A 23,652-nucleotide genomic window follows, 5' to 3' on the forward strand; every position below is an offset into this window, starting at 1 on the left:
AAAAAGAAACGGGCCTCATGGATGAGGCCCGGGGCGGTACGGAAACGAGCAGGAGCAGGAAGAGGGGGTCAGCCGAAGATGCGCTTGAAGAGTCCCTTCTTCTCGGCCTCGCGGCGCTCCCTGATGAGGCGCATCCCGCCTTGGGCGTGCGGCTGGTGCGGGTTCAGCTTGATGGCTTTCTGGAATTCACCCTCGGCCAGACCGTCCCTCCCCTCGTCCAAGAGCATCCAGCCGCGGAAGGCGAAGGCATCGGCGTTGCGCTCGGCCTGCAGGCTCTTGGAGAGGAGCATGCGGCATTTCTCCAGGGCCCCCTGCGAGCGCTGGTTGCCGGGGTTCTTATAGATGGACCAGGCGAGGTAGGCGCTGGTCTGGGCGTCGTTGGGGTCGAGGGTATAAGCGTCCTGCAGCGCGCGCTCGGCGTTGGCGAAATCCTCCATCTCCAGGAACACCTTGCCCGACTGGAACTGGATGCGGGCCTGCAGCTCGTCCTCGCGCTTGCCACCCAGGCCGACGGTGTCGGCGTTCAGCATCTCGTCGTAGCGCTCCTTGGCGATGACGCTGGAGAGGGTGTTGTAGGCGTTGGCATAGTGGGAGAGTACGTCCTGGGCGCGTCCCAGCGTGTCACCGGCGAGCTGCATGAACTTCTCGGGTGAGTATTCCCGGGTCTTGGCGAAGTAGGCCTCTTTGAGGGTGGCGAAGCTGAAGGTGCCGGGCGTCATCCCGAAGATCTCGTAGTAGTTCTTGTTCTGGATGGCGGCGTAGTCCCGCTGCACCTCCTGCTCAAAGTCGATCTCGGTGGACGACAGCGGTGCCGCCATCCCCTTTTTGCCGACCACGAGCTCGATCGACTCCGATACCTCGTCCACCAGGTCCTTGAAATTGACTGCATCGGCCCGCCGCTCCGCGACTTCCTCGATGGGGCGGTTGAAGAGGAGCTTTTGCGGGAAATCGGGCTGCTGGTCGGCAACCGGTGCCGAAGACAACGACAGCATGCCCATGCGCACCATGAGGTCGAGCAGGGCCGCGCCCCGGGCCGGGCTGTCGCAGTCGGAGAGGATGCCCTGCACGCTCTTGCCCTGGCCGAGCTGCTGCAACAGGTCGACCTCTTCCGGCCCCATGTTGAGCAGGTTCGCCAGGCGGAAGTATTCCGCCGTGCGCACCGGCAACAGTGAACCGCGGCAGGCGAGGTACGGGGCGAGGTCGAAGTTCGCGGTCCCGGCGGCCTGGTGCAGCAGGCGCGGCAGTGACAGGGGGGTGAGGGGAAGCTCGATCCCTTCGATGACCGGAGTGAACCGGGGGGACTGGTTCTGCAGCAGCGCCTCCACGAGGGAGCGGGACAGGAACAGGCGGGAGTGCTCCAGCAGGTCGTCGTAGCCGATGAGACCCGCTTCCACCAGCGGCAGGCGTCCCGGGCGGGCCGGAGGGAACTGCTCCAGGTCGGAGCGCTGCAGGTGGTTTCCGGAGGCCAGGAACGGGACGAAGCTCGGCGAGGAGAAACTGGCGGGCTCGCCGCCCACCACGAAGATCCTGGTGCCGCCGCGCAGCTCCAGCATGCCGCTTTGACCGCTGCGGTACAGCTCCAGGAGCAGCCGCGAGATCTCCTTGCCTGCCGGCCCGTGGTCCAGGGCGCCCTGGACGGCCTTGAGGAAGTCGTCTTTGCCGAAGGGCTTCTCCAGGTAGGCCTCGACGCCCAGTTTCGCCGCGGCGCGGGCGTACTCTTCGCCGCGGAAGACCCCGGTCATGATCACCACCGGGAGCTCCTTCAAGGCGGCGCTGCGGCGCACCCGCTGCAGTAGCTCCACACCGTTCATCCCCGGCAGCTTCAGGTCCAGTACCAGCAGGTCGAAGCGCTGCCCCTGCAGCAGGGCGAGGGCGGCGTCGCCGCTGGCGGCGCTCTTCACCTGGTGCCCGCGCCCCTCCAGTACGGTGCGCAGCATCGCGGCGAGCTTTTCGTTGTCCTCCACCAGCAGAATGCTGCCCGTCATCTAGCTTCCCCCTTGCGAGGCCGCGGCAGGCGCCTTCAGGTACTTTTGCACCGCCTGGTTGTGGGACGAGAGGTCCTTGGAGAACTGGTGGCTGCCGTCACCGCGCCCCACGAAGTAGAGGTAGGGGACCGCCGCGGGATTGAGCACCGCCTCGATGGCGTCCTTGCCCGGGTTCCCGATCGGCCCCGGCGGGAGGGCGGGGATCAGGTAGGTGTTGTACGGGGTCGGCTTCAGGATATCCTCCCGCCTCACCTTTCCGGCAAACGCCCGTACCCCGTACAGGGCGGTGGGGTCGCTCTGCAGCCGCATGCCGAGTTTCAGGCGGTTTTGAAAGACGGCGGCGATGAGCGGCTTCTCCGCGGGCAGCACAGCCTCCTTCTCCACCATGGAGGCCACGGTCAAAAGCTTCTGCACCGAGACCCCCTTGGCCCGGGCGCGGCCGTCCACCGATTGCTTCAGGTAGGCCTGCTGCCGCTGCACCATCTCGCGGACGACCTCAAGCTCCGTCTTGCCCGGCAGGATGTTGTAGCTCCCGGGGAAGAGGTACCCCTCGGCGCTGGCGGCATCGATGCCGAGCTCCTTGAGCAGCGCCGCGTCGCGGCAGGCGGCCAGGAAGCTTTCCTTGCCGAAGATGCCGCGCTTCTCGAGCATCTCCGCCACCTGGTAACTGGAATATCCCTCGGGGAGGGCGAATATGCGCTGATACACGTCGCCGCTGATCATCTTGGCGAGGATCTGGCTGGGGCGCATGCCGTCGTCGAACTGGTAGTAACCCGCCTTGAGCCGGGCGTCACCACCTTTGATGCGCGCATACAGGGTGAAGAGGCGGGCGCTGGAGAGGATGCGGCGCGCCTCCAAGTCGGCAGCCAACGCTTTGAGCGGGCGCCCTTTGCCTAGCTCGACGATCTCCGAGCGCTTCCCCTCGCCGGCGGGAAACAGCAGGAACCTCGAGAAACGGGTGATGGGTACCAGGGTGACTATCAGCAGCAGGACGAGGCAGAGTTTGCGCTGCCGCCGGAACATATCTTTTAGGCTGGAAGCTAAGATGGCACTATCCTATGCAAAACCGTGCTTTTGCTAACTCAGCACTAGGTTTAGGTGAAATCGGCAACTGTGTCAAGGCCAAATGCCCTGAGCAGAAGGGGGAATGATTGGTAGTTGACTATGTTTAATAATAATTTTTTTAAAGACAGTGGGGCGTTTCCAATGTATCATATCTAGCCGTGCCGCTCGGCCCGGAGCGGTCCACCACTACAGTAGGGCTGACGAGGTGCTTGATGAAGCAGAGGTTTATTAACTCGGACTATTTCCCGTTTCAGATCCAGATCTCCGCCGCTTGCGGCGACCGGATCGCCCTGCGCAGCATGCTCGAGGAGCTGGGCGACGTGCCCGGCATCATCTACGCGCGCCGGGTGGCCACCAAGCTGAACAAGCAGCTGGCGCCGCACGAGGCCGCCATCATGCCGGGCCTGTTACATCTTTATTCCATCCTGAGCCGGGTCTACCGTTACGTGATGGGGCAGTACTGCGCCAACCAGCAGCCCGGCGTGCTGGCCGCGCTCATGGCCCAGGCGGGGTATCCCGACTTCGGCGGTGATGCCGGGAGCGCGCTGCAGCGCTTCATGGAGCTGTTCCCGTCGCAGCAGATGGTGCTCGGCAACGACACGCCGCAAGGGTTCCTCTCCGGTGACGATGAGGAGCGGAACCGTCGCCAGGCGCTCTCGGCGGAACTGCTGCTCATGCTGTTAAACGGCGAGAACCGTGCCCTGGACCAGTTCCGCCGGCTTTTCGACGCCTCGCAACTGGCGGACTCCTCCCCCTACCTCGAGGTCACCTCGGAGCTGGACCGGCGCCTGGCCCAAGCCCCCCCCTTCGAGCCGATGGGCGTTTCCCTGCCGGAGCTGCTGCGGGCGCCGATGAAGGCCTCGCCCGACTCGCTTTCCGGGCAGATCGCCTACATCCGGGAGCATTGGGCTTCCATCCTCCCCTCGGAGCTTCTTACCGAGCTGGTGACCGCGCTGGACATCGTTTCCCAGGAGGGGCGCGCCTTCTTCGGCGGCCCCGGCGAGCCCAAGGTGCTCCGCTTCGGCCGGGGCGCCCGCGGCGGCGACGACTACCCCGAGTACGAGCGCTTTTCCCAGGACGCGGACTGGATGGCCAACGTGGTCATGATCGCCAAGATGGTGTACGTCTGGCTGGGGCAGCTCGCCAAGACCTACCAGACCGAGGTGCGCACCCTGGACCAGATCCCGGACGCGGAGCTGGACCGGCTGGCCGGCTTCGGCTTCAGTGCGCTGTGGCTGATCGGCGTGTGGGAGCGCTCCCCGTCGTCGCAGCAGATCAAGCGCATCGCCGGCAACCAGGAGGCGATTTCCTCGGCGTACTCGCTCTACGACTACATCATCGCCCACGACCTCGGCGGCGAAGGGGCGCTGGACAACCTGCGTCAGCGCTGCGCCGCCCGCGGCATCCGCCTGGCAAGCGACATGGTCCCCAACCACACCGGCCTCTATTCCAAGTGGACCGTCGAGCACCCGGACTGGTTCATCCAGCTTGATTACCCGCCGTACCCCGACTACCAGTTCAACGGCCCCGACCTCTCCCCCGACGGGCGCATCGGCCTGTTCATCGAGGACGGCTACTGGGACAAGCGCGACGCGGCGGTGGTGTTCAAACACCTCGACCGCGGCAACGGGCGGGTGCGCTACATCTACCACGGCAACGACGGCACCTCCACCCCCTGGAACGACACTGCGCAGCTGAACTACCTGATCCCCGAGGTGCGCGAGGCGGTCATCGGCACCATCCTCCACGTGGCGCGCCAGTTCCCCATCATACGCTTCGACGCCGCCATGACCCTGGCCAAGAAGCACTACCAGCGCCTGTGGTACCCGCTGCCGGGCCACGGCTCCGGGGTCCCATCGCGCGCCGAGCACGGCATGGACCGGGCCAGCTTCGACGAGGTCTTCCCCGTCGAATTCTGGCGCGAGGTGGTGGACCGGGTGGCGGTGGAGGCACCGGACACGCTCCTTCTGGCCGAGGCCTTCTGGCTCATGGAAGGGTACTTCGTCAGGACCCTCGGCATGCACCGCGTCTACAACTCCGCCTTCATGAACATGCTGAAGATGGAGGAGAACGCCAAGTATCGGCAGACGGTGAAGAACGTGCTCGAGTTCGAACCGGAGATCCTGAAGCGCTTCGTGAACTTCATGAACAACCCGGACGAGCGCACCGCCGTGGAGCAGTTCGGCAAGGAGGGGAAATACTTCGGCGCCACCGTGCTCCTGGTCACCATGCCCGGTCTCCCCATGTTCGGCCACGGGCAGATCGAGGGGTTCCACGAGAAGTACGGCATGGAGTACCGGCGTGCCTATTGGGACGAACCGGTGGACCAGCATCTGGTGGCCCGCCACGAAAGCGACATCTTCCCGCTCATGCGGCGGCGCCATATCTTCTCTGGTAGCGAGCAGTTCACCCTGTACGACTTCTACGCCGGGCACAGCGTCAACGAAAACGTGTTCGCCTACTCCAACCGCAATGACGGCGACCGCGGCCTGATCCTGTTCCATAACGCCTACGCCTCCACCGCCGGGTGGATCCGCACCTCCTGCGCCGTATTGAGGAAAAACGCCTCGGGGGGGACCTCGCTGGCGCAGACGACCCTGGGGGAGTCGCTGGGGTTCAAGGGCGACGGGCGCCACTACTACAGTTTCCGCGACTACGCCTCAGGGCTTTCCTTCCTGAGAAACGGCCGCGACCTCTGCGACCAGGGCCTCTACGTCGAGATGGGGGCCTACGAGTACCATGCCTTCCTCGACTTCCGGGAACTCTACGATGACGACTACGGCACCTGGGGCGCGCTCTGCTACCGGCTGAACGGCGCCGGGGTCGAGAACCTGGACGACGAGGTCAAGAAGGTGCGTTACGCCGCCGTTCATGAGTCCCTCAGGTTGTTCCTTGCCAAGGCCGCCGCGGTGCTGCAGGAGCCGGGAGTCGCACCGCAGGCACGCATCGCGCCCCTGGAGCCGCTGCTCGCCTCCTTCTACAGGACGTTGGCGCAGGAGGCTCCGGAACAGGAACAGCGCGCCCTGCTCGGGAGTTTCGGGACGGAGGTCCTGCGGGCCCTGCAATCGGCGCAGGAAGGAGAGCTCCTGCCGGCGGAACGGCTTCTTTTGTGCGCTTTCCTGGCGCTGCACCGGACCGGCAGCCTGAAAGAGGCGGAGAGCGCGCAGCTCTTCGAGGAACTGGGACTGGTGCACCCGGTGGTGCAGGTCTTCCAGGGGCTGCCCCCGGCGGACCCCGAGCAGGTGATCGACCTGCCGCCGCGCAGCTTCGGGAAGCTGCTTGGGCTTTTGCTGCAGCACGAAGACTTTTTCTCCACCTGCCGCGCCATCGGGGTGACCCGCTGCAGTACCGCCCTCTTCTCCGAGCCGGCGGTGGCCCGGTTCCTGTTCCTGCACGAAAGCGGCGGGGCGCAGTGGTTCAACAAGGAGCGCTTCGAGTTGCTGGTGGACTGGCTGGCACAGGTGGAGCCGTACGCCGAGGGGGCGGACGCCGGGAAGGCGAAGGCCGGGGGCGAAAAAGCAGGCGCACTCCCGGGCAAGGCCCTGGCAACACTCCTTAAGGAGAGCGCAGCGGCGGCCGGCTACCGGCTCGACCAGCTAATGAACGTTTTGCAGACCGGCTTCTGATTTTTCCGCGTTACCTGTTAGAATCAGAGCTGGCGCTTGATCATCCGGAGCGCCCTTATCTATCGCATAATGAAAGAGAGGGGAGAGCAATGGCGGTCATCAATACGGCACTGCAAGACAACGTAGGGACCATCACCTTCAACGACCCCGAGCACCGCAACATGCTAAGCGGTGCGCTCATCGACGAGATGCTGCAGTCGATCGGCGCTCTGCAGAAGGGGAGGATGAGGGTGCTGGTGATCCGGGCACCCAAGGGGTCGAAAGTCTGGTCGGCCGGGCACGACGTGCACGAGCTGCCGCTGCCGGGGCGCGACCCGCTTTCGTATCACGATCCGCTGGTGACAGTGCTGCGCTCCATCCAGAGCCTTCCCATCCCGGTCATCGCCATGATCGAGGGGAGCGTCTGGGGGGGCGCCTGCGACCTTGCCCTTTCCTGCGACATCCTGATCGGCGCTCCCAGCGCCTCGTTCTGCATGACCCCGGCGAAGATCGGTGTCCCCTACAACGTCTCGGGGATCCTGCACTTCATGAACATCATGGGGGTAAACTTCGCCAAGGAGATGTTCTTCACGGCGGAGCCGCTTTCCGCGGAGCAGGCGAGCAAGGCCGGTCTTTTGAACCACCTGGTCGAGGCGGATGAGCTCGAAGAGTTCACCTACAACATGGCGCACAAGATCACCAGGAACAGCCCGCTCTCCATCGGGGTGATCAAGGAGCAGATCCGGCTTCTGGCCAGCGCCCACCCCCTCTCCCCGCTCACCTTCGAGCGTGTGCAGGGTCTGCGGCGCACCGTCTACGACAGCAAGGATTACGCTGAAGGGATCAAGGCGTTTCTGGAGAAGCGGCCGCCGGTCTTTACCGGTGATTAGTGGCACATCACTTCGCTCACCTCCCCCTCCCGCAAGGGGAGGGGGGACAAAGGCTCTCGGCATGAACAAAAAAAAAGCCCGACCGGTGACACCCGGTCGGGCTTTTCATTTGATCCTGTAGGGGCGAATGATCATTCGCCCTTTTGCAACGCACGGCCTCCGTTATTCCTCAGCCTTCTCGAAGTTCCCCTTCTCCTGGCACTGCGGGCACTTCTGGGGCTTGCAACGACCTTCCTTGGTGTATCCGCAGCTCTTGCACTTCCACGTAGCCATAACTTCCTCCTATTTGTTGTTGTTCAGCTTGATTTCCTGCACCTTTCCGAAGATGGAAAGCGGCTGGTCGAACTTCTTCTCATCCCCCACCACCACGAGTTTCATCGCGTCGGGACGGAGGTATTTCTTGGCCACCCGCAGCACGTCGGCACGGGTGACGCGGGCGATGTTGTCGCGGTAGTTTTCCAGGTATCCCTTGGGATAGCCGTAGAACTCCAGGCGGGCCTGCTGGGCCACCACCGCGCTGGGCCGCTCGAAGGCGAAGATGAAGGAGTTGATGATGGAGTCCTTGGCGAGCTGCAGCTCGGCCTCGGAAACCTCCGCCTGGGTCATGCCGGTGATGATCGATTCCAGGAGCTTGATGGTGCGTGCGGTGGACTCCACCTTGGTCTCGGTCTCCGCGATGAAGGGCCCCTTGAAGCGGCGCCCCGGATCGAAGTAGGCGTCCACGTTGTAGGCGAGCCCCTGGTTGGAGCGGATCTCCTGGGTGAGCCGGGAGGTGAAGCCTCCGCCGAGTATGTAGTCCATCACCTTGATGGCGTAGAGGTCCGGGTTGTTCTTGTCGATGCCGAGGTGCCCCATGCGGATCACCGACTGGTTCACCTCTTTCTGCACGTGCAGCACCGCCGGGGCCATCTCCTCGCTCGGCTTCGGCACCACCGGGAAGGCGGCGCTCTGGTTGGGCCAGTCGCCGAAGAGCCGCTCCAGGCTCTTGAGCAGTTGGTCGCGGTCGAAATCTCCGGACACCGCCAGGATCATGTTGCCCGGGTAGAAGTAGCGCTTGTGGAAGGCGATCAGGTCGTCGCGGGTGATGGCGTTCACGGTGGCGACGGTCGGGATGCGCCCCAGCGGATGACCGGCGTAGATGGCGCGGGTGAGCTCACGCCCCGCCACCCCTTTCGGGTCGTCGTTCTGGCGCCTGATCCCTTCGATGGCGTGGCTTTTGGCCAGCTCGAAGCGGGCAGGATCGAAAGCGGGTTCCTTGACCACCTCGGCAAAAAGGTCGAGGGTGCGCCCCAGGTTTTTGGAGAGCGTCGAGAAGGCGACCGTGGCGTTGTCGGCGTTCATGCTCGACTCGATGGAGGAGGCCATGAACTCGAGTTCGCGGTCCAGTTTGTCGGGCGCGGTCTTCAGGGTGCCGCCGCTTCTCAGGGTGGCGCCGGTGAGGGAGGCGAGGCCGACCTTGTCATCCGGCTCGTAGAGGCTGCCGACGTTCAGGTAGCTGGTCAGGTTCACTATCGGCAGCTCGCGGTCCTGAAGCAGGTAGACCACCATGCCGTTTTTGAGCTGCACGCGCTCCGTCTTGGGGAACTGGAACTTGAGCGGCGGGAAGGTCATGGTGCGCGGGTTGGCCGGGGCGGCTGCCTGTACCCCCGAGACCGCGTCGAGCTTGGCTTCGGCTATGGCGCTGGATCTGAAAGCACCGGCTTCGGGAATGGCGAATGCGAGCAGGAACGCGAAGGCGGCCAGGCGGGCCAGGGTTTTCTTGCTGAACAAGCGATTGCTGATCGAATGCATTAGTTACTGTCCCCCTTCAGCCTTGGTAAGGTAGCCGACGTTGCGGTTTTGGCGCGTGAAGTACTGCTTCGCCACGCGCATCACGTCCTCGGGCGTGATCTTGGCCACCTTCTCGCGGTGTTCGATCAGGTAGCGCCAGGTGCCGGCAATGGCCTCGTACTCGGTGAGGTTACGGGCCAGTCCGCCGTTGGAGGCCATCTGGCGGGACTCCTCGAACTCGAGCTGGTTCAGGATCTGCTGCAGTTCCTCCTTGGTCATCGGCTCGGTCTTCAGGCGCTCCAGTTCCTGATAGATCGCCTCTTCCACTTCGGCCACGGTGTGCGGCGCGCGCGGCGTCGCGTTGATGATGAAGAGGTTGGGGTAGCGGCTCCCTGGCGCCCCGAACGAAGAAACGGAGGTAACCAGTTTCTTCTCCAGCACGAGCTTTTTGTAGAGCCGGGAGGTGCGGCCGTTGGTGAGCAGCATGTCGATCACGTCGAAGACGTAGTCATCGGGCGCGGGGAGGGTCGGCTTGTGGTAGCCGATCATCAGTTCCGGCTCGGCGTCGCCGATCACTTCGGTCCGCTTCTCGCCGGCCTGCTCAGGTTCGGTGACCGCCACCGGCGGCACGGGAGTGCCCGGCTTGATGTCGCCGAAGTACCGCTCCACCAGGGCGATGGTCCGCTTGGGATCGATGTCACCGACGATGGCCACGATGGCGTTGTTGGGGGCGTAGTACTTGTGCAGGAAGTTCTCCGCCTTGGTCCGGGTCAGGTTCTCGATGTCGGACATCCAGCCGATGGTGGGCTGGCCGTTTGGGTGCGCGTTGAAGGCATCGGCCAGGAAGGTCTCCCAGAGTTTCCCTTCCGGCTCCGCGTCATAGGAGCGGCGCCGCTCCTCCATGACCACGTTCCGCTCCGTGTAGAACTCCCTGAGCACCGCGTTCTGCATCCGGTCCGACTCGATGGACGCCCAGAGCTCCAGCTTGTTGGCGGGGATGTTGATCAGGTAGGTGGTGCCGTCCTTGCTGGTGAAGGCGTTGTAGCCGGAGCCGCCGTTTCGGGAGTAGATGTCGGCGAATTCCTCCTTGACCACGTACTTCTCGGCCTCCTTCTCCAGGGTGCCCAGTTCCGCGGTCAGTTTCTCGACCAGCTTCGGATCCGCCTGGTCGCGCTTGGCTTTCTCGGCCATCAGTTGCTGGGCCGTTGCCTCGATCTTGTCGAGGATCGGCTTCTCTGCCGCGTAGTTCCTGGTCCCCAGGGTCTTGGTCCCCTTGAAGAGCATGTGTTCCAGGAGATGGGCGAGACCGCGCTCGTCGCTGCGCTCGTCCACGCTTCCCACCTTGAAGCGGATCCAGGCCGCCACCGTGGGGGAGTTGTGCCGCTCGACCATCAAAAGCTTCATCCCGTTTTTCAGGGTGTGCTCCTGCACCCGCTCGGCAAGCCCCTGCCCAAAGCAGGCGGCGGCGTTGACGAGGATGGCAAGGGCGACCACGCATCTTGCTACTGACTTCATGACTACCTCGACTTGGTGGTTTTAATGTGAAGCGAGAAAAAAGATAACATTTGTCCTTTTGAAGCGCAAGGGGCTAAGAGACGAAGAAATCCCGCGGGAGGTGTTCCCGCGGGATTGGGGGATGCGGCATCCGGAGGCAACTGGCGCGATGCGCCTATTTCACTGCCTGGATGAGGGGGACTGGCTCCGCCAGGTGCCTGTCCCCTTAGGCCGCCTACTTGAGGGCCTGGGCGAACACCTCGCGGATGTCTTCTACGAAGAAGAACTGCAGCTCCTCTTTCACGTTGTCGGGGATGTCCTCCAGGTCCTTCTTGTTCTTGGCAGGCGCCAGTACCTTTTTCACCCCCGCGCGCCGCGCCGCGAGCACCTTTTCCTTCAGCCCGCCGATCGCCAGCACCCGCCCGGTCAGGCTCATCTCGCCGGTCATGGCCACGTCGCGCTTGGCCGGACGTCCGGAGAAGAGCGAAACGATGGTGGTGGCCATGGTGATCCCGGCGGAGGGGCCGTCCTTGGGGATGCTGCCGGCCGGGACGTGGATGTGCAGCGTGGTGTCGTCGAACGCCTTCTTCTCGATGCCGAGCTCGGTGCAGTTGGCCTTGACGAATGAGAGGGCGGCGCGGGCCGATTCTTTCATCACCTCGCCCAGCGACCCGGTCAGGATCAGGTCTTCCTTCCCTTTCATCTTGGTGGCTTCCACGAAGATGATGTCGCCGCCGCTCTCGGTCCAGGCAAGGCCGGTGGCGACGCCGATCCGGTCCTTTTCTGAGGCAACCTCGTCGAAGAACTTGGGCGGTCCCAGGAGCTCCGCCACCGTGGCCGGATCGACCAGCGTGCGCAGCGGTTTCTCCTGGGCCACTTCCTTCGCGATCTTGCGGCAGATGGAGGCGATGTTGCGCTGCAGGTTCCTCACTCCGGCCTCGCGGGTGTAATCGTGGGTGACCCGGTAGATCGCCTCGTCGGTGAATTCGGGCACCATGTCGGCCAACCCGTTCTCCTCGACCTCGCGGGCGATCAGGTACTTCTTGGCGATGTTCAGCTTTTCCTCGTCGGTATAGCCGGAGAGGGTGATCACCTCCATGCGGTCCTTCAAGGGGGCCGGGATCGGGTCGAGCTGGTTCGCCGTGGTGATGAACATCACGTTGGTCAGGTCGAAGGGGACGTCGAGGTAGTGGTCAGTGAAGGAGAAGTTCTGCTCCGGGTCCAGCACCTCCAAAAGGGCGCTGGCCGGGTCACCGCGGAAGTCGGCGCCGATCTTGTCCACTTCGTCCAGCATGAAGACGGGATTGTTGGAGCCGGCGCGGTTGATCTCCTGGATGATGCGGCCGGGGAGGGCGCCGATGTAGGTGCGCCGGTGACCGCGGATCTCCGCCTCGTCCCTCATGCCGCCCAGCGAGATGCGGATGAACTTCCGCCCAAGCGTCCTGGCGATGGATTTGCCCAGGCTGGTCTTGCCGACCCCCGGAGGGCCGACGAAGCAGAGGATCGGTCCCTTCATCTTGTCTTTCAGGGCCCGCACCGCCAGGTACTCGAGGATCCTCTCCTTCACCTTCTTGAGGTCGTAATGGTCCTCGTTGAGGACCGCTTCGGCCTGGTTGATGTCCTTGTTGTCCGGGGTGCTGGTCTGCCACGGGATCGTGGTCAGGTAGTCGAGGTAGGTGCGGGAGACCGTGTACTCGGGGGAAGCGGGATTGATCCGCTCCAGTCGCCTCATCTCCTTCTCGGCGATCTTGCGGACGTCCTCCGGCATGTTGGCGCTTTCGATTTTGCTCCTGAGCTCGTTGGTCTCGCCCTGGCGCGAATCTTCTTCGCCCAACTCCTCCTGGATCTGTTTCATCTGCTCGCGCAGCAGGAATTCCTTCTGGCTCTTGCCGACCTTCTTGGTGACCTCGGCCTGCACCTCACCCTTTATCTGCAGCCGCTGCACCTCGTTGGTCAGGTGCATGTAGACCTTCTTCAGCCGTTCCAGCGGATCGATGGTCTCCAGGAGCTTTTGCAGTTCGTCGATGGGAAGGTTCAGGTAGAGCGCCACCAGGTCCGAGAGCCGCGCGGGGTTGTCGATGAAGTCGATCATCTTCATGACATCGTCGGGAAGGGGACGGCCGTACGAGAGAGCGATTTTGAGAAGGGCGTTGAGGCTGCCGACCAGGGCCTCCGAGACCATGGACTTCTCGGCGAACTCGCGCACCGGCTCGAGGCGCGACAACGCCACCGGGGTCTGCTGCACGATCGCCAGCACCCGGACCCGGATCACCCCCTCGAGGACGACCTTGGCGCCGCCGGCAAGCTTGTTGATCTGGACCACCTTGCACAGCGTCCCGATCTCGTGCAGCGCCGAGTGCAACTCCCCGGTCGGCTCCTGTTTCAGCTTCACCAGGGCCACCAGGTTGTTGAACAGCACCGCCTCCTCGAAGGGGGGCATGTCTTCCTGTTTCAGGAAGATGGTGAAGACCATGTAGGGGAACGCAATGATCTCCCGCAGGGGATACAGCGGGACGATCTCCGGCATGTTGATGGTGATATTCTCTGTCATGGCAGTATTTCCAGATACTTGGGTTGAGGGCGCGAACTGTTAAAGATTACTGGAGAAGCGTCCCCTGTCAACCCGGAGCTGCCTGTTTAGATAGCCTCCCACGCTTCGTACAGTGCGGCGATTTCTGCGCTCAGTTGAGCGTGACGTTCCCCGGCGACACGGGCCGCCTCATGATCGGCGAAGAACTCAGGCGCGGCCATTTCCTCTTCGAGTTTGGCGAGCTCCCCCTCCTTCACTCCGATCTTATCCTCTATTTCCGACAGCTTGCGCTCCCGGGCGCGCTCTTCCTTCTGGCGCTGCTTGTCCAACTCGCGCTGCTGCTGGCGGGACAGGCGCTGATCCGGTTGCTCCTCCGCCGCTGGCGCCGGGTTCTCCTCACCTTTTGCGGGGGTAAGCCGCCCCAGGCCGTCCTGCCCTGGCGCCCCGGCCGCTCCGGCGGTCTTTTCCAGGTAGTACTCGTAGTCGCCGTAGAAGCTTTCCAGCTTGCCGCCGCCGACCTCGACCACGCGGGTGGCCAGACCGTCGATGAAGTGGCGGTCGTGGGAGACGAAGACCACGGTCCCGCCGAAATGCTTGAGCGCCTCGAGAAGCACGTCCTTGCTGAACAGGTCGAGGTGGTTGGTCGGCTCGTCCATCAAAAGGAGGTTGGTGGGGCGCAGCAACAGCTTGGCGAGCGCCAGGCGGTTTCTTTCGCCACCGGAGAGGACGCCGACTTTCTTGTGTATGTCGTCGCCGGAGAAAAGGAAAGCACCGAGTATGTCGCGCAGCTGCGGCACCATGTCGTAGGGCGCATCGGCCAGGAGTTCGTCGTAGACCGAGCGGGATGCGTCCAGCTCCTGGGCCTGGTCCTGGGCGAAGTAGTCCTTGATCACGTTGTGGCCGTCCTTCACCGTGCCGGAGGTGACGTCGGCGTTGGCCAGGACGCGCATCAGTGTCGATTTTCCCGCGCCGTTATGTCCCACCAGCGCGATCCTCTCGCCGCTCTCCACGGTCAGATCGACCTGGTTCAGCACCACGTTGCTGCCGTAGGCCTTGACCACGCCGGTGAGTTCCATCACCGTCTTGCCGCTTTTGGGCGCGGAGGGGAAGCGGAAGTGGATCTTCTTGCGCTCAGGAGGGAGGACGATGCGCTCGATCTTCTCCAGCTGCTTGATGCGCGACTGCACCATGGCGGCCTTGTCGGCCTTGTAGCGGAAGCGGGAGATGAAATCTTCCATCTTCTCAACTTCCTCGTCCTGACGCCGCTTGGCGTCGCGCAGGGCGGAAACCCGCTCCTCGCGCTGCACCAGGTAATTGCTGTAGTTGCAATGGTAGTCGGTGATGGCGTGATTCCAGACCTCGGCGATCCGGGAGCAGACCTGGTCCAGGAAGAAGCGGTCGTGGGATACCAGCATCACGGAGTAGGGGTAGCCCTGCAGGTATCCTTCCAGCCAGTTGCGCGCCTCGATGTCCAGGTGGTTGGTCGGCTCGTCCAGAAGGAGCACGTTCGGTTTCTTAAGGAGAAGCTTGGCGAGGGCTATGCGCATCTGCCACCCCCCCGAGAACTCGCCGCACTCCTTTTCCCAGTCGGCGGGGGAGAAGCCCAGACCGGTGAGGACGTTGCCGACCTCGCTCTCCATGGCGTAGCCACCCTTGAGGCGGAACTCTTCCTGGAGGTGGCCGAAGCGGTCCAGGAGCTGGTCGTGTCCCGGCGCGTCGTGCGGCTCGTGCTCCAGGCGGGCCGTCAGCTCCGCGATCTCCCGCTCGATATCCTGCAGCTCGGACAGTGCCGTCATCACCTCCGCGAAGAGCGGCTGCCCTTTGGCCACGATGCCGTCCTGGGGGAGGTAGCCGACCGTGCCGCCGCGGGTGATCTGGATCTCGCCGCTGCTGCTCTCGACCTCGCCCGCGATGATGCGCATGAGCGTCGACTTGCCGGCGCCGTTTTCGCCGACGAGGCCCACGCGCTCGCCCTTTTTGAGGTGCCAATTGATCTCGGTGAAAAGCGGTTTGCCCGCGAAATCCTTGGAGAGTTTCTTCAGGTGCAACATGAATTTTTCCTTCCTTCTATTGGTTATGCAATCAAAACCAAAACCATTGGCCACGGAGAAAATCTGAGAAAATCAGAGAACTACTAAAAGGTTTTGATTCTCTCAGATGTCCTCAGATTTTCTCCGTGGCAAAAGGTTCTGTCTTATTTTTTGTCTTTGCCTTCGAGATAGTCCGCGAGGATGGTGCGGCTGTGCTCGTCATCGTGGCAGTAGACACAGAGGTTTTCCCAGTTGCTGCCGTCGGGCGGGTTGTAGTTGTGGTTGCCATCCTTGTGGTGCACGGTCAAAAGATGCAGGTTGGCGAGTTCGAACTCCCGTCCGCACTTGGCGCAGATCCAGCCATGCATCTTGAGAGACTTCTCCCGGTAGTTCTCGGGGCGCTGCTGCTCGCCGCGCATCTTGCGCACCAGTTCGTCGATCTCTTCGGCGCTTTTCGGCGGGACGTTCCGCGGCCCGCGTGGGCGGAAAGCTGACATGGGTGATCCTCCTGTATATCTGCGTCGTTGTCCATCTCCTCCCCCCGGAGGGGGGAGGTTGGGAGGGGGGCAGGGAGCGGGCAGAAGGCAAAGCCCCCCTCCCTGTCCCTCCCCCTCCGGGGGAGGGGACGCATGAGATGAGGTGCAGTCTCCTGTTGCGTCTAGAGGTTCCCCTTGAGCCCTATAGCTTCGGCCTCGGTCTTCATCCCCTCGATGGTGTCCGCGATCAAGTCGTTCAACTCCACTCCCATCATGGCGGCGCCCTTTTCGATGATGGAACGGTCGGCGCCGGCGGCGAACGCCTTGTCCTTCCACTTTTTCGTGACGCTCTTCACAGGTAGATCCAGGATGCTCTTGGAGGGACGCACCAGCGCGGACGCGGCAACGAGGCCGGTCAACTCGTCGATGGTGAAGAGGGTCTTCTCCAGGTTGCTGAGCGGCTCGACGTCGCTGCAGATCCCCCAGCCGTGGGAAACCACCGCGCGGATGTAATCCTCAGGCCACCCCGCATTCTTAAGGATCTCCGGCGCCTTGTGACAGTGCTCTTCCGGATGGCGCTCGTAGTCGATGTCATGCGCCAGGCCGATCACGCCCCACATGTCTTCATCTTCGCCATACTTCTTCGCCATGTGGCGCATCACCGCTTCCACCGCGAGGGAGTGTCTTCTCATCTGGTCGCTGGGCAGGTATTCCTCGATCAGTTTCCAGGTTGCTTCCCTGGTCGGTTTGCTACTCATAAACGTGCCTCCCACGTGATTTGTACAGCGTTGGATCGTAGTCAAAACGGCAAACGATGTCAATTAGCTAAGCCTTAGGCTCCAGCCGGGCGATTTTGGGCTCGTGCCCCTTCTTGTACACCATCAGCGTCCGCTTGAAGTTGATCACGATGTCGCCGTTCTGGGTGAAGCCGGTGGTCTTCACCGTGACGATGCCCAGGTTCGGCCGCGACTTCGATTCCCGCTTGGCCAGCACTTCGGACTGGGAATACAGGGTGTCCCCCTCGAAGAGCGGGTTGGGAAGGGTGACCTCGTCCCAGCCGAGGTTGGCGAAGACGTTCTGGGAAATGTCGGTGACGCTCTGGCCGGTGACGATGGCCAAGGTGAGGGTGGAGTCGACCAGCGGCTTGCCGAATTCGGTTTGCGCCGAGTAGTGCTGGTCGAAGTGGATCGGGGCCGTGTTCTGGGTCAGCAGCGTGAACCAGATGTTGTCGGTCTTGGTGATGGTCCGCCCCAGCGGGTGTGGGTACACGTCGCCTACTTCAAAATCCTCGAAGAACCTGCCGCGCCAACCTTCCTTGATTGCCATTTCGACCTCCGGTTTCTTGGTAGTAGGAGCGGCGTTCGCCGCTATTTATGTCTCACTCAGCTACCGTCTGTGACCTGACGTAGAGGATCAGCCCGACCAGCGACAGCGCGACGCCGACCATCCCGGCTCCGCCAGGCCAGGCCCCGCCCAGGAACAGGATCTCCCCCAGCAATGAAAAGATCACCTCGGTGGACTGGGTGGCGTCGACGGCGGAGAGCTCGAAAGGGGTCTTCGCCAGATGGCGCGCCTTGTAGAACAAAGTGGTGGCTATGACGCCCGAGAAGACGGCGACCACCGCGGTGTTGATCAATTGCCCTCCCGAAGGGAGCGGCGGCTGCACGCAGAGCGTCAGCACGATCCAGAACGGGATCGAGCCGAGCACCATGATCAGTACCCGGGCCACGCTGTCGTCGAGAACGGCTGCGCTGCTTTCGGGGAGGCGGGCGATCTTGCCGTGGCGCGCCTCCCAGATGAGCTGGTTCCCCAAGGGATAGGCAAAAGCGGCCACCAGTACGGGGACGACGCCCAGGAGGGTCGCCCTGATCGATGCCGCTGACGCCTGCTCGCCGGTCACCAGCACGATGCCGATGAAAATGAGTGCGGTGAAGACGATCCCCCGCATCGGGACGCGCTTGCCGAACAGCAGCAGGACCAGCGGTGTCGCCAGGATGGTCGATTGCCAGGTAGTCGCCACAACCCAACCGGGTGCGAAGGACGAACTGAAGGTAAGAAGGGAATAGAACACGCCGAACCCGATGCTGCCGGCCAGGGTCCAGAAGCACCAGTTGTTGCGAAAGGCACAGAAGACGCCCTTGAGCAGGCGCGACTTTCCGGCGAGTACCAGCCAAAGGCTCAGCATGAAGAACATGTAGAAGTAGCGCAGGCTGGCAGTCCAGATCCAGTGCCCGCCCTGCAGGCTCATGGCGCGGTTCAGGACGAAGGTGCTGCTGAAGAAGAGGGCTGAACAGATGCCGATAACGATAAGACGTGTCATAGTACCCGGGCTTGATGGAATATGCCTGCTTTGGCGCGGCTAGATCTCTGTAGCCGAAATCGCATTGCAGGTAAAGCGAAAACGCTTCAACTCAAAGTACGTCGGCGCTCGCTCACTGTCTTGCCATCCACTCTTCGTTCCCCTCCCGTAAACGTCTCCAAAGTACTGCAAACACAGGTTTGACACGGATTCGGGCAGGGGGCATTCTGCGTTGACAATAGTTGTCTATGATGATACTTTCCGACACGTTCAACGCTTTATACCTTATGCCCGGAAAGGTTCATCACGTGCATCTTTATAAGATTTTCCGTGCCTCATTCTCGAAAATTCCAGTAGTCCTGCTCCTCATAGCGCTTCTTCTGCCCGCGCCCGCCTTTTCTCTTGATTCTGACGATTCGCAGATCTTTATCACCGGATTCAATGCCTATCAGAAAAGAGACTATAAAGCCGCGATCGACAACATGTCGGGGCTGCTCAAGAAGTACCCGGATACGCCGCTCAAGGACATGGCGATCTTCTGGCTGGCCAGGGCGCACTACAAGGTGGGCAACAACGCAGAAGCCGGCAAGTACATGGCTCAGTTCCTCCACGACTATCCCGAGAGCCCGCTGAAAGCGACCGTCGAGGATGAGCTGCTCCAGCTCGCCGACAAATATCAGAAGGGGCAGCCGATCACCGCTGCGCCGAAGACCGCTGCACAGCCTGTCATAGACAAGGCTGCCGCTGAGAAGGCTGCCGCTGAGAAGGCTGCCGCTGAGAAGGCTGCCGCTGAGAAGGCTGCCGCTGAAAAGGCCGCCGCTGAGAAGACCGCTGCTGAGAAGGCCGCTGCTGAGAAGGCCGCTGCTGAGAAGGTTGCCGCCGACAAGATTGCCGCCGACAAGGCTGCTGCTGAGAAAGCTGCCGCTGAGAAAGCTGCCGCTGAGAAGGCTGCCGCTGAGAAGGCTGCCGCTGAGAAAACTGCCGCTCTGAAGGCCGAGGCAAAGAAGACCGCCAAGGCCAAAAAGCCGGTTGCTGAAAAGGGTAAATCGCCCGCCCTTCGTAAGAAGGCAATTGCTGCTTACAAGGGTGTCATCGATCGTTATCCCGGCACCGCGGCCGCGTCCAACGCATCGGCAAAACTGCTGCAGATGGGAATCCAGTATCCTGCCATCAAGAGCGTGGGCACGACTGCAGCCCCGGGCGAAGTGACGCAGGTCTTTGAAATCGAAGTGGCCCAGTTTGCCGACGTCGATGTGGACCTCGGTGCAGCCGCCGAGTCGTTGGAGGCTGGTAAAGCATTTGCGATCCCGATGGTTATCGCCAACACGGGGAACGGCAGCGACAGCTTCTCCCTCGAATCCGGATTCCCGCCGGAGTATGGCTTCCATTTCGCCGCGGCAGCCAACCCGGGTGTTGCCATTACCAAAACCCCGACTCTCGCTGTGGGCGAGAAGTTCAGGGTGGTCGGAGTCGGCACCATGCCGCGCGGCAACATCGACGGACAGAAGAACAGCTACCCCGTCAAGGTCACCTCCTCCTTTGCCAAAGAGGCTTCGCAGACCAGGGAAATCGCCCTGGTAACCTCGGCGCCGCTGCTCAGGGGCGTGGTGAAGACGGAGAAGACCAAGCTGTTGCCCGGCGAAAAGGTCTCCTACCGTATCTCCCTGCTCAACATAGGCAGCGCACCGGCCCGCGCTGTCACGTTCCGGCTCAACTATCCGCCGCAGTACGAACCGGTCGGGTTGCCTTCCGCAGCCAAGCAGGAGGCGGGCGCCCTGGTCATGAGCGGTATGAGGCTCAAGTCGGGCGAGAGCCAGGACATCAACGTCACCTTCCGCCTCAAAGATGAGGCGCTGGCAGACCAGGAGCTGTTCGTTAGGGCAGATATCCTCAACGGCGATCTGGACAAGAAGGAATCCTTCGTGTCGGCCACCTCGGTCGTCCAGAGGGTGAGCGGGGTGACCGCCAGGACCACCGCCGGGAAAGTGGTCGTGATCCCGGGGCAGACCGTCTCCGTCCCGCTTATCGTGACCAACACCGGCAACGTCAGGGAAGTCTTCTCCATCAAGGCCACCGTGCCAGCCGATGCAGCGTACAAGTTCTACGAAGACGTGAACCGGGACGGCAAACGGCAGAGCAGCGAACCGATCATCAACCACGTCGGATCGCTCTCGCCCAGGGAAGAGGCGTACGTCATCTTCGAAATAGAGACCCCGGCAACTGCGACCGATGGCGCTGCTGCTTCCGCCTCGGTCCGGTTCGAGTCCGAGAATGCACCGGATCGCTCCGCCGCCGTCAACCTGCAGATGGCCTACTCCCGTCCTGTGCTGGAGTTGAGCCTGGCAGCACGCGGCGGCAAGCTCAAACCGGGTGAGGTCTCCTCGCTGGAGCTCAACTGCGTCAACCGCGGCTCCAACCTGGCCAAGCAGGTCACCCTGCAGAGTGTCCTCCCGGCACAGCTCGAGCTGGTCGCTGCGGATCCTTCCTTCAGCAGGGTCGACAACGGGGTGTACCTCTGGCGCTTCGACGAGCTCGGCGCTGGCGAAAAGCGAAACATCAAGGTAACCTATCGTGTCAAGCCTGGTATCGCCGTCGGCACCAGCGTGCAGATGAAGAATTCGCTGACTTACCAGGACCTTCTCGGGAACAGGTACTGAGATGGCAAAACACCGCATCGTCACCCTCGGCAGCCTCGTGCTGCTTGCCTGCGGCAGCGCCGGGCATGCAGAAGAGATGCTGCTCTACACGCCCAAGCAGGCCACGGGCACAGAGGCGCCGGCGTCACCGAAGGACGGGGTCCTGGTCCGGACGGTGACGGTGAAGCGCGGCGACACGCTTGCCAAACTTTCCCGAAAGCATATCGGGGTGTCCGACTACTTCCCCCAGATGCTCGTCTTCAACAGGATCAAGAACCCTGACCTGATTCATCCCGGGGACAAGCTGCTGGTCCCGGTGCCGCCGGGTCAGACGGCAAAGACGGAATCCAAGGGGAACCATCCCGTGCGCCGGCCGGCTGCTCCGAAAAAGGCCGCCTCACTCGAGAGAGTGCCGGTCAAGCCCGGCGAGCAGGAGCTGTTTCAACGGGCGCAGCGGGTGTACCTGGAGCATGATTACCGGGAAGCACTGGCTCGCCTGACCGACTTTTTAAGCAAGTTTCCTCGTTCGAGGTTCGCCGCGGATGCCTCCCTGTACCGCGCGGACTGTTTCCTGCACCTGTCCGGGGAGTAAATAGCCGCCTCTTCCGCCCGCTTCCAGACCTACACCAGAACCGCAACCACCGCGGGGGCACCTGTTGCTGAAGCACCACGCTGCGCCACAGATCCTGCTGGTAGAGCTGCGACTAGCGCGAGAGATAGCCTATTGTTGTGTAATGATATGTATTTATGAGGTTTTTTGAATGGGAGGGTTTGAACAAATGCAAGAAGCGATGGCGTTCCGTGTTGCGGCAGATGCCGGCCAGGTTTTGGGTGTGTGCGAGAAGGCTGAATTCGCCTGCGCCGAGCTCTACCACTATTTCGCCAACCTCTTCAAGGACGAGCGGGAGATTTTTTATATCTGGCTGAAGAGCGCACTGGAGCGGGAAAACCGGGCCAGGCTTCTGACTCTGGTCGGCAAGCTCGCGCTGGACGATGTGATAGTGGGGGTGCATCTGGAACTGGCGGAGGCGGAAGAGATCCTCGCCAAGGTCCGCGCGTCTCTGGAGCTGGCAAAGGCAGAGCCCCCCGAGGTCCGGGAGGCTCTGCAGCTAGCCATGGATTTGGAACGCACCCTGGATCGCATCACCATGGAAAAGGTGGTGCAGTTCACGGAGTCGTATCAACAGTGGTTCCTGGCCATCATGAACCGTGACCAGATGGAACTTTTGCAGAACGCCTACAAACAGCACGGCCGGGACTAGCCCGGCCGGTGGGATTTGCATAAAATATCGAGATCGTCTTCCAGCGGCTACCGGATTTCCTGGCGGTAGCCGTTTAATTTTGCCAGTTCCTGCACCAGCGGATCGACCTTGCGATCCGTGATGAAGATCCTCCCCCCTTTGGCGTCGTTGAGCATCACGCCAGGCATGCGCACCCCGTACCCATTCTCCCAAAGCGACCACAGTTCCTGCTCACCGTAGCGCCCGGCGACATCCATCCGGTTCAGCAGCTTGTCGGACAGGCTCTGCAGATCGTCGTGATCCTGGATCTGGATCACCTGGTAACCCTTGCCTTCCAGCAGGTTGGTGAGCGACTCGCCGAGCGGATTGCCCTGGAAACGTGCCAACACGTAACGCCTGCCGTTCTTCTCGAAGTAGCGATACACCGGGATCTCCAGCCGGACTCCGTTGTTGTCGCCGGCGTAGAGGTCGATACTCTTGTCGGCCTGGAACCGGATGCCCAGCGCCTCCAGGAGCGCGTCCGCAATGCTCCTCGGGTCCTTCTCCGGGATCTGGTACAACACGCTGTCGTCCGGCCTGCCGGTGATGATGGGGGCGGTCGAGGGGGTCTCCACCAGCTTGAAGCCGTGCGTGGCCAGGAGACGGACCAGCGCCTGCGGTGTGGCGGGACGCTTGCCCGGGACCTTGAGCAGGGTGATGTCCTGGCGCAGCAGGCTGTCCTGGCTCTTCTCTATCTTGAAGTCCGCCTGGACGATCACCTTGCAGTCGGTGCCGAAATCGACCAGGAAGTCCTCCTCGAAGGAGTAGAACCGGGCGGCGGTCAGCAGGGCGCGGTAAAAGGCGCGGGGATTGTCGGGGCGCTCGGAAATCACGGTCAACTGCGGGTTCTTCTCCTGGAGCAGCGACTTTACCAGCGGCGGGAGGCTCGCGCCCGAGTCGACGAGGATGGTGCCGCCGTCCTGGGCCGCCAGCACCGGGTAGCGCTGCGGATCGAGTGACAGTGAGAAGGCACTGGAGAGGTAATCGAGCTGGGCCTTGCTGGAGGGAGCGTTCGGTACCAGCTGCGGCCAGACCTGCGCCGCGTCCTGCACCGTTACGGGGGGGGCGACCGGCTCCTGCGGGCCTGCCGGGTGCGCCGCGGGGGCTTTGAAGAACATCATGGTGGCGCCCTTCACCTGGGGCGGTGCGATCCTGTCCGGTTTGGCGGCGACCTTCACGGCGCGATGCGACTTCGGCCGGGCCGCGTGCTCGGTCGCATCGATTGGTATCAGCAGTATCGTCCCCACCCGCAACCTGCGGACGTCGGCGAGATGGTTGGCCGACTGAACCCTGCGGGCCACCGCATCGGCCCGGTCACCGGTGATACCGTATTCCCTGGCCAGCACCCGGTACAGGAAGTCGCCGGGTTTCACCTTGTAGCTCACCGTCCCCGCTGTCTTGGGGACCGCCTTGGTTTTCGGGGGCGGAGTCGGCATGGGGTACTTCTTGGCCAGCGCCGCAGGTTCGATCTCGAACTTCTTGTCGATGGAGTAGGAGGTTAACGGAAAAGCGCCCAGCAGGATCAGGGCCAGGCCCAGTTGCTTCTTGTCGAGACTAACCAGCATGCAAACTCCCGAAGATAATGGTTAACA

At 62.5% G+C, this 23,652-nt stretch carries 17 protein-coding genes; 5 read left to right on the plus strand and 12 right to left on the minus strand.

Annotated features, from left to right (window positions below; genetic code table 11):
- Positions 1–68: 68 nt before the first annotated feature.
- Both KP004_RS02690 and mltG read right to left on the minus strand, forming a co-directional pair.
- Positions 69–1,985: a response regulator gene (locus KP004_RS02690; RefSeq protein ID WP_216800839.1), complete on the minus strand. Its 1,917-nt coding sequence runs from the start codon at positions 1,983–1,985 to the stop codon at positions 69–71.
- A complete protein-coding gene (gene mltG, locus KP004_RS02695) occupies positions 1,986–3,008 on the minus strand; it encodes an endolytic transglycosylase MltG (RefSeq protein WP_216800840.1) in 1,023 nt (340 codons plus the stop codon).
- A 254-nt stretch (positions 3,009–3,262) separates the two neighbouring features.
- Between mltG and KP004_RS02700 the strand changes: the two genes are divergently transcribed.
- Positions 3,263–6,676: an alpha-amylase family glycosyl hydrolase gene (locus KP004_RS02700; protein ID WP_216800841.1), complete on the plus strand. Its 3,414-nt coding sequence runs from the start codon at positions 3,263–3,265 to the stop codon at positions 6,674–6,676.
- 89 nt (positions 6,677–6,765) lie between these two features.
- Positions 6,766–7,545: a methylmalonyl-CoA decarboxylase gene (scpB, locus tag KP004_RS02705; RefSeq protein ID WP_216800842.1), complete on the plus strand. Its 780-nt coding sequence runs from the start codon at positions 6,766–6,768 to the stop codon at positions 7,543–7,545.
- A 162-nt stretch (positions 7,546–7,707) separates the two neighbouring features.
- On the opposite strand, the gene KP004_RS02710 is transcribed toward scpB, so the two are convergent.
- The 9 genes from KP004_RS02710 to KP004_RS02750 all read right to left on the minus strand — a co-directional run bounded on the left by KP004_RS02710 (position 7,708) and on the right by KP004_RS02750 (position 18,165).
- Positions 7,708–7,818 (minus strand): RCKP-type rubredoxin-like domain-containing protein, encoded by a 111-nt coding sequence (locus KP004_RS02710; RefSeq protein WP_216497284.1) that lies wholly within the window; start codon positions 7,816–7,818, stop codon positions 7,708–7,710.
- Between the two features lie 9 nt (positions 7,819–7,827).
- On the minus strand, positions 7,828–9,336 hold the full coding sequence (locus KP004_RS02715; protein ID WP_216800843.1) for a M16 family metallopeptidase: 1,509 nt from the start codon (positions 9,334–9,336) through the stop codon (positions 7,828–7,830).
- 3 nt (positions 9,337–9,339) lie between these two features.
- Complete coding sequence (locus tag KP004_RS02720; RefSeq protein ID WP_216800844.1) at positions 9,340–10,830, minus strand: M16 family metallopeptidase; 1,491 nt, start codon at positions 10,828–10,830, stop codon at positions 9,340–9,342.
- A gap of 214 nt (positions 10,831–11,044) precedes the next feature.
- Positions 11,045–13,360 carry an endopeptidase La gene (gene lon, locus KP004_RS02725; RefSeq protein ID WP_216800845.1) on the minus strand — a complete coding sequence of 772 codons (2,316 nt, stop codon included), beginning with the start codon at positions 13,358–13,360 and terminating at the stop codon, positions 11,045–11,047.
- An 86-nt stretch (positions 13,361–13,446) separates the two neighbouring features.
- Positions 13,447–15,390 carry an ABC-F family ATP-binding cassette domain-containing protein gene (locus KP004_RS02730; RefSeq protein WP_216800846.1) on the minus strand — a complete coding sequence of 648 codons (1,944 nt, stop codon included), beginning with the start codon at positions 15,388–15,390 and terminating at the stop codon, positions 13,447–13,449.
- Positions 15,391–15,533: 143 nt separating this feature from the next.
- Positions 15,534–15,866, minus strand: coding sequence for a YajD family HNH nuclease (locus KP004_RS02735; RefSeq protein WP_216800847.1), 333 nt, complete (start codon positions 15,864–15,866; stop codon positions 15,534–15,536).
- 161 nt (positions 15,867–16,027) lie between these two features.
- On the minus strand, positions 16,028–16,603 hold the full coding sequence (locus KP004_RS02740) for an HDIG domain-containing metalloprotein (RefSeq protein ID WP_216800848.1): 576 nt from the start codon (positions 16,601–16,603) through the stop codon (positions 16,028–16,030).
- Between the two features lie 67 nt (positions 16,604–16,670).
- Entirely contained in the window at positions 16,671–17,171 is a 501-nt protein-coding gene (locus tag KP004_RS02745) for a MaoC family dehydratase (protein ID WP_216800849.1), read from the minus strand.
- 52 nt (positions 17,172–17,223) lie between these two features.
- Complete coding sequence (locus tag KP004_RS02750) at positions 17,224–18,165, minus strand: DMT family transporter (protein WP_216800850.1); 942 nt, start codon at positions 18,163–18,165, stop codon at positions 17,224–17,226.
- A 266-nt stretch (positions 18,166–18,431) separates the two neighbouring features.
- On the opposite strand from KP004_RS02750, the gene KP004_RS02755 reads away from it, so the two are divergent.
- From KP004_RS02755 to KP004_RS02765, 3 genes are all read left to right on the plus strand, one after another.
- Positions 18,432–20,801 (plus strand): histone H1-like repetitive region-containing protein, encoded by a 2,370-nt coding sequence (locus KP004_RS02755; protein WP_437178140.1) that lies wholly within the window; start codon positions 18,432–18,434, stop codon positions 20,799–20,801.
- A gap of 1 nt (position 20,802) precedes the next feature.
- A complete protein-coding gene (locus tag KP004_RS02760) occupies positions 20,803–21,372 on the plus strand; it encodes a LysM peptidoglycan-binding domain-containing protein (RefSeq protein WP_216800852.1) in 570 nt (189 codons plus the stop codon).
- A 187-nt stretch (positions 21,373–21,559) separates the two neighbouring features.
- The gene (locus KP004_RS02765) at positions 21,560–22,042 is read left to right on the plus strand and encodes a rubrerythrin (protein ID WP_216800853.1); all 483 of its coding nucleotides are present in this window, start codon (positions 21,560–21,562) and stop codon (positions 22,040–22,042) included.
- Positions 22,043–22,089: 47 nt separating this feature from the next.
- Here the strand turns inward: KP004_RS02765 and KP004_RS02770 are convergent, their stop codons facing one another.
- Positions 22,090–23,625 (minus strand): LysM peptidoglycan-binding domain-containing protein, encoded by a 1,536-nt coding sequence (locus tag KP004_RS02770; RefSeq protein WP_216800854.1) that lies wholly within the window; start codon positions 23,623–23,625, stop codon positions 22,090–22,092.
- Between the last annotated feature and the right edge of the window lie 27 nt (positions 23,626–23,652).

Source organism: Geomonas oryzisoli (assembly GCF_018986915.1).
Classification (GTDB): Bacteria; Desulfobacterota; Desulfuromonadia; order Geobacterales; family Geobacteraceae; genus Geomonas; species Geomonas oryzisoli.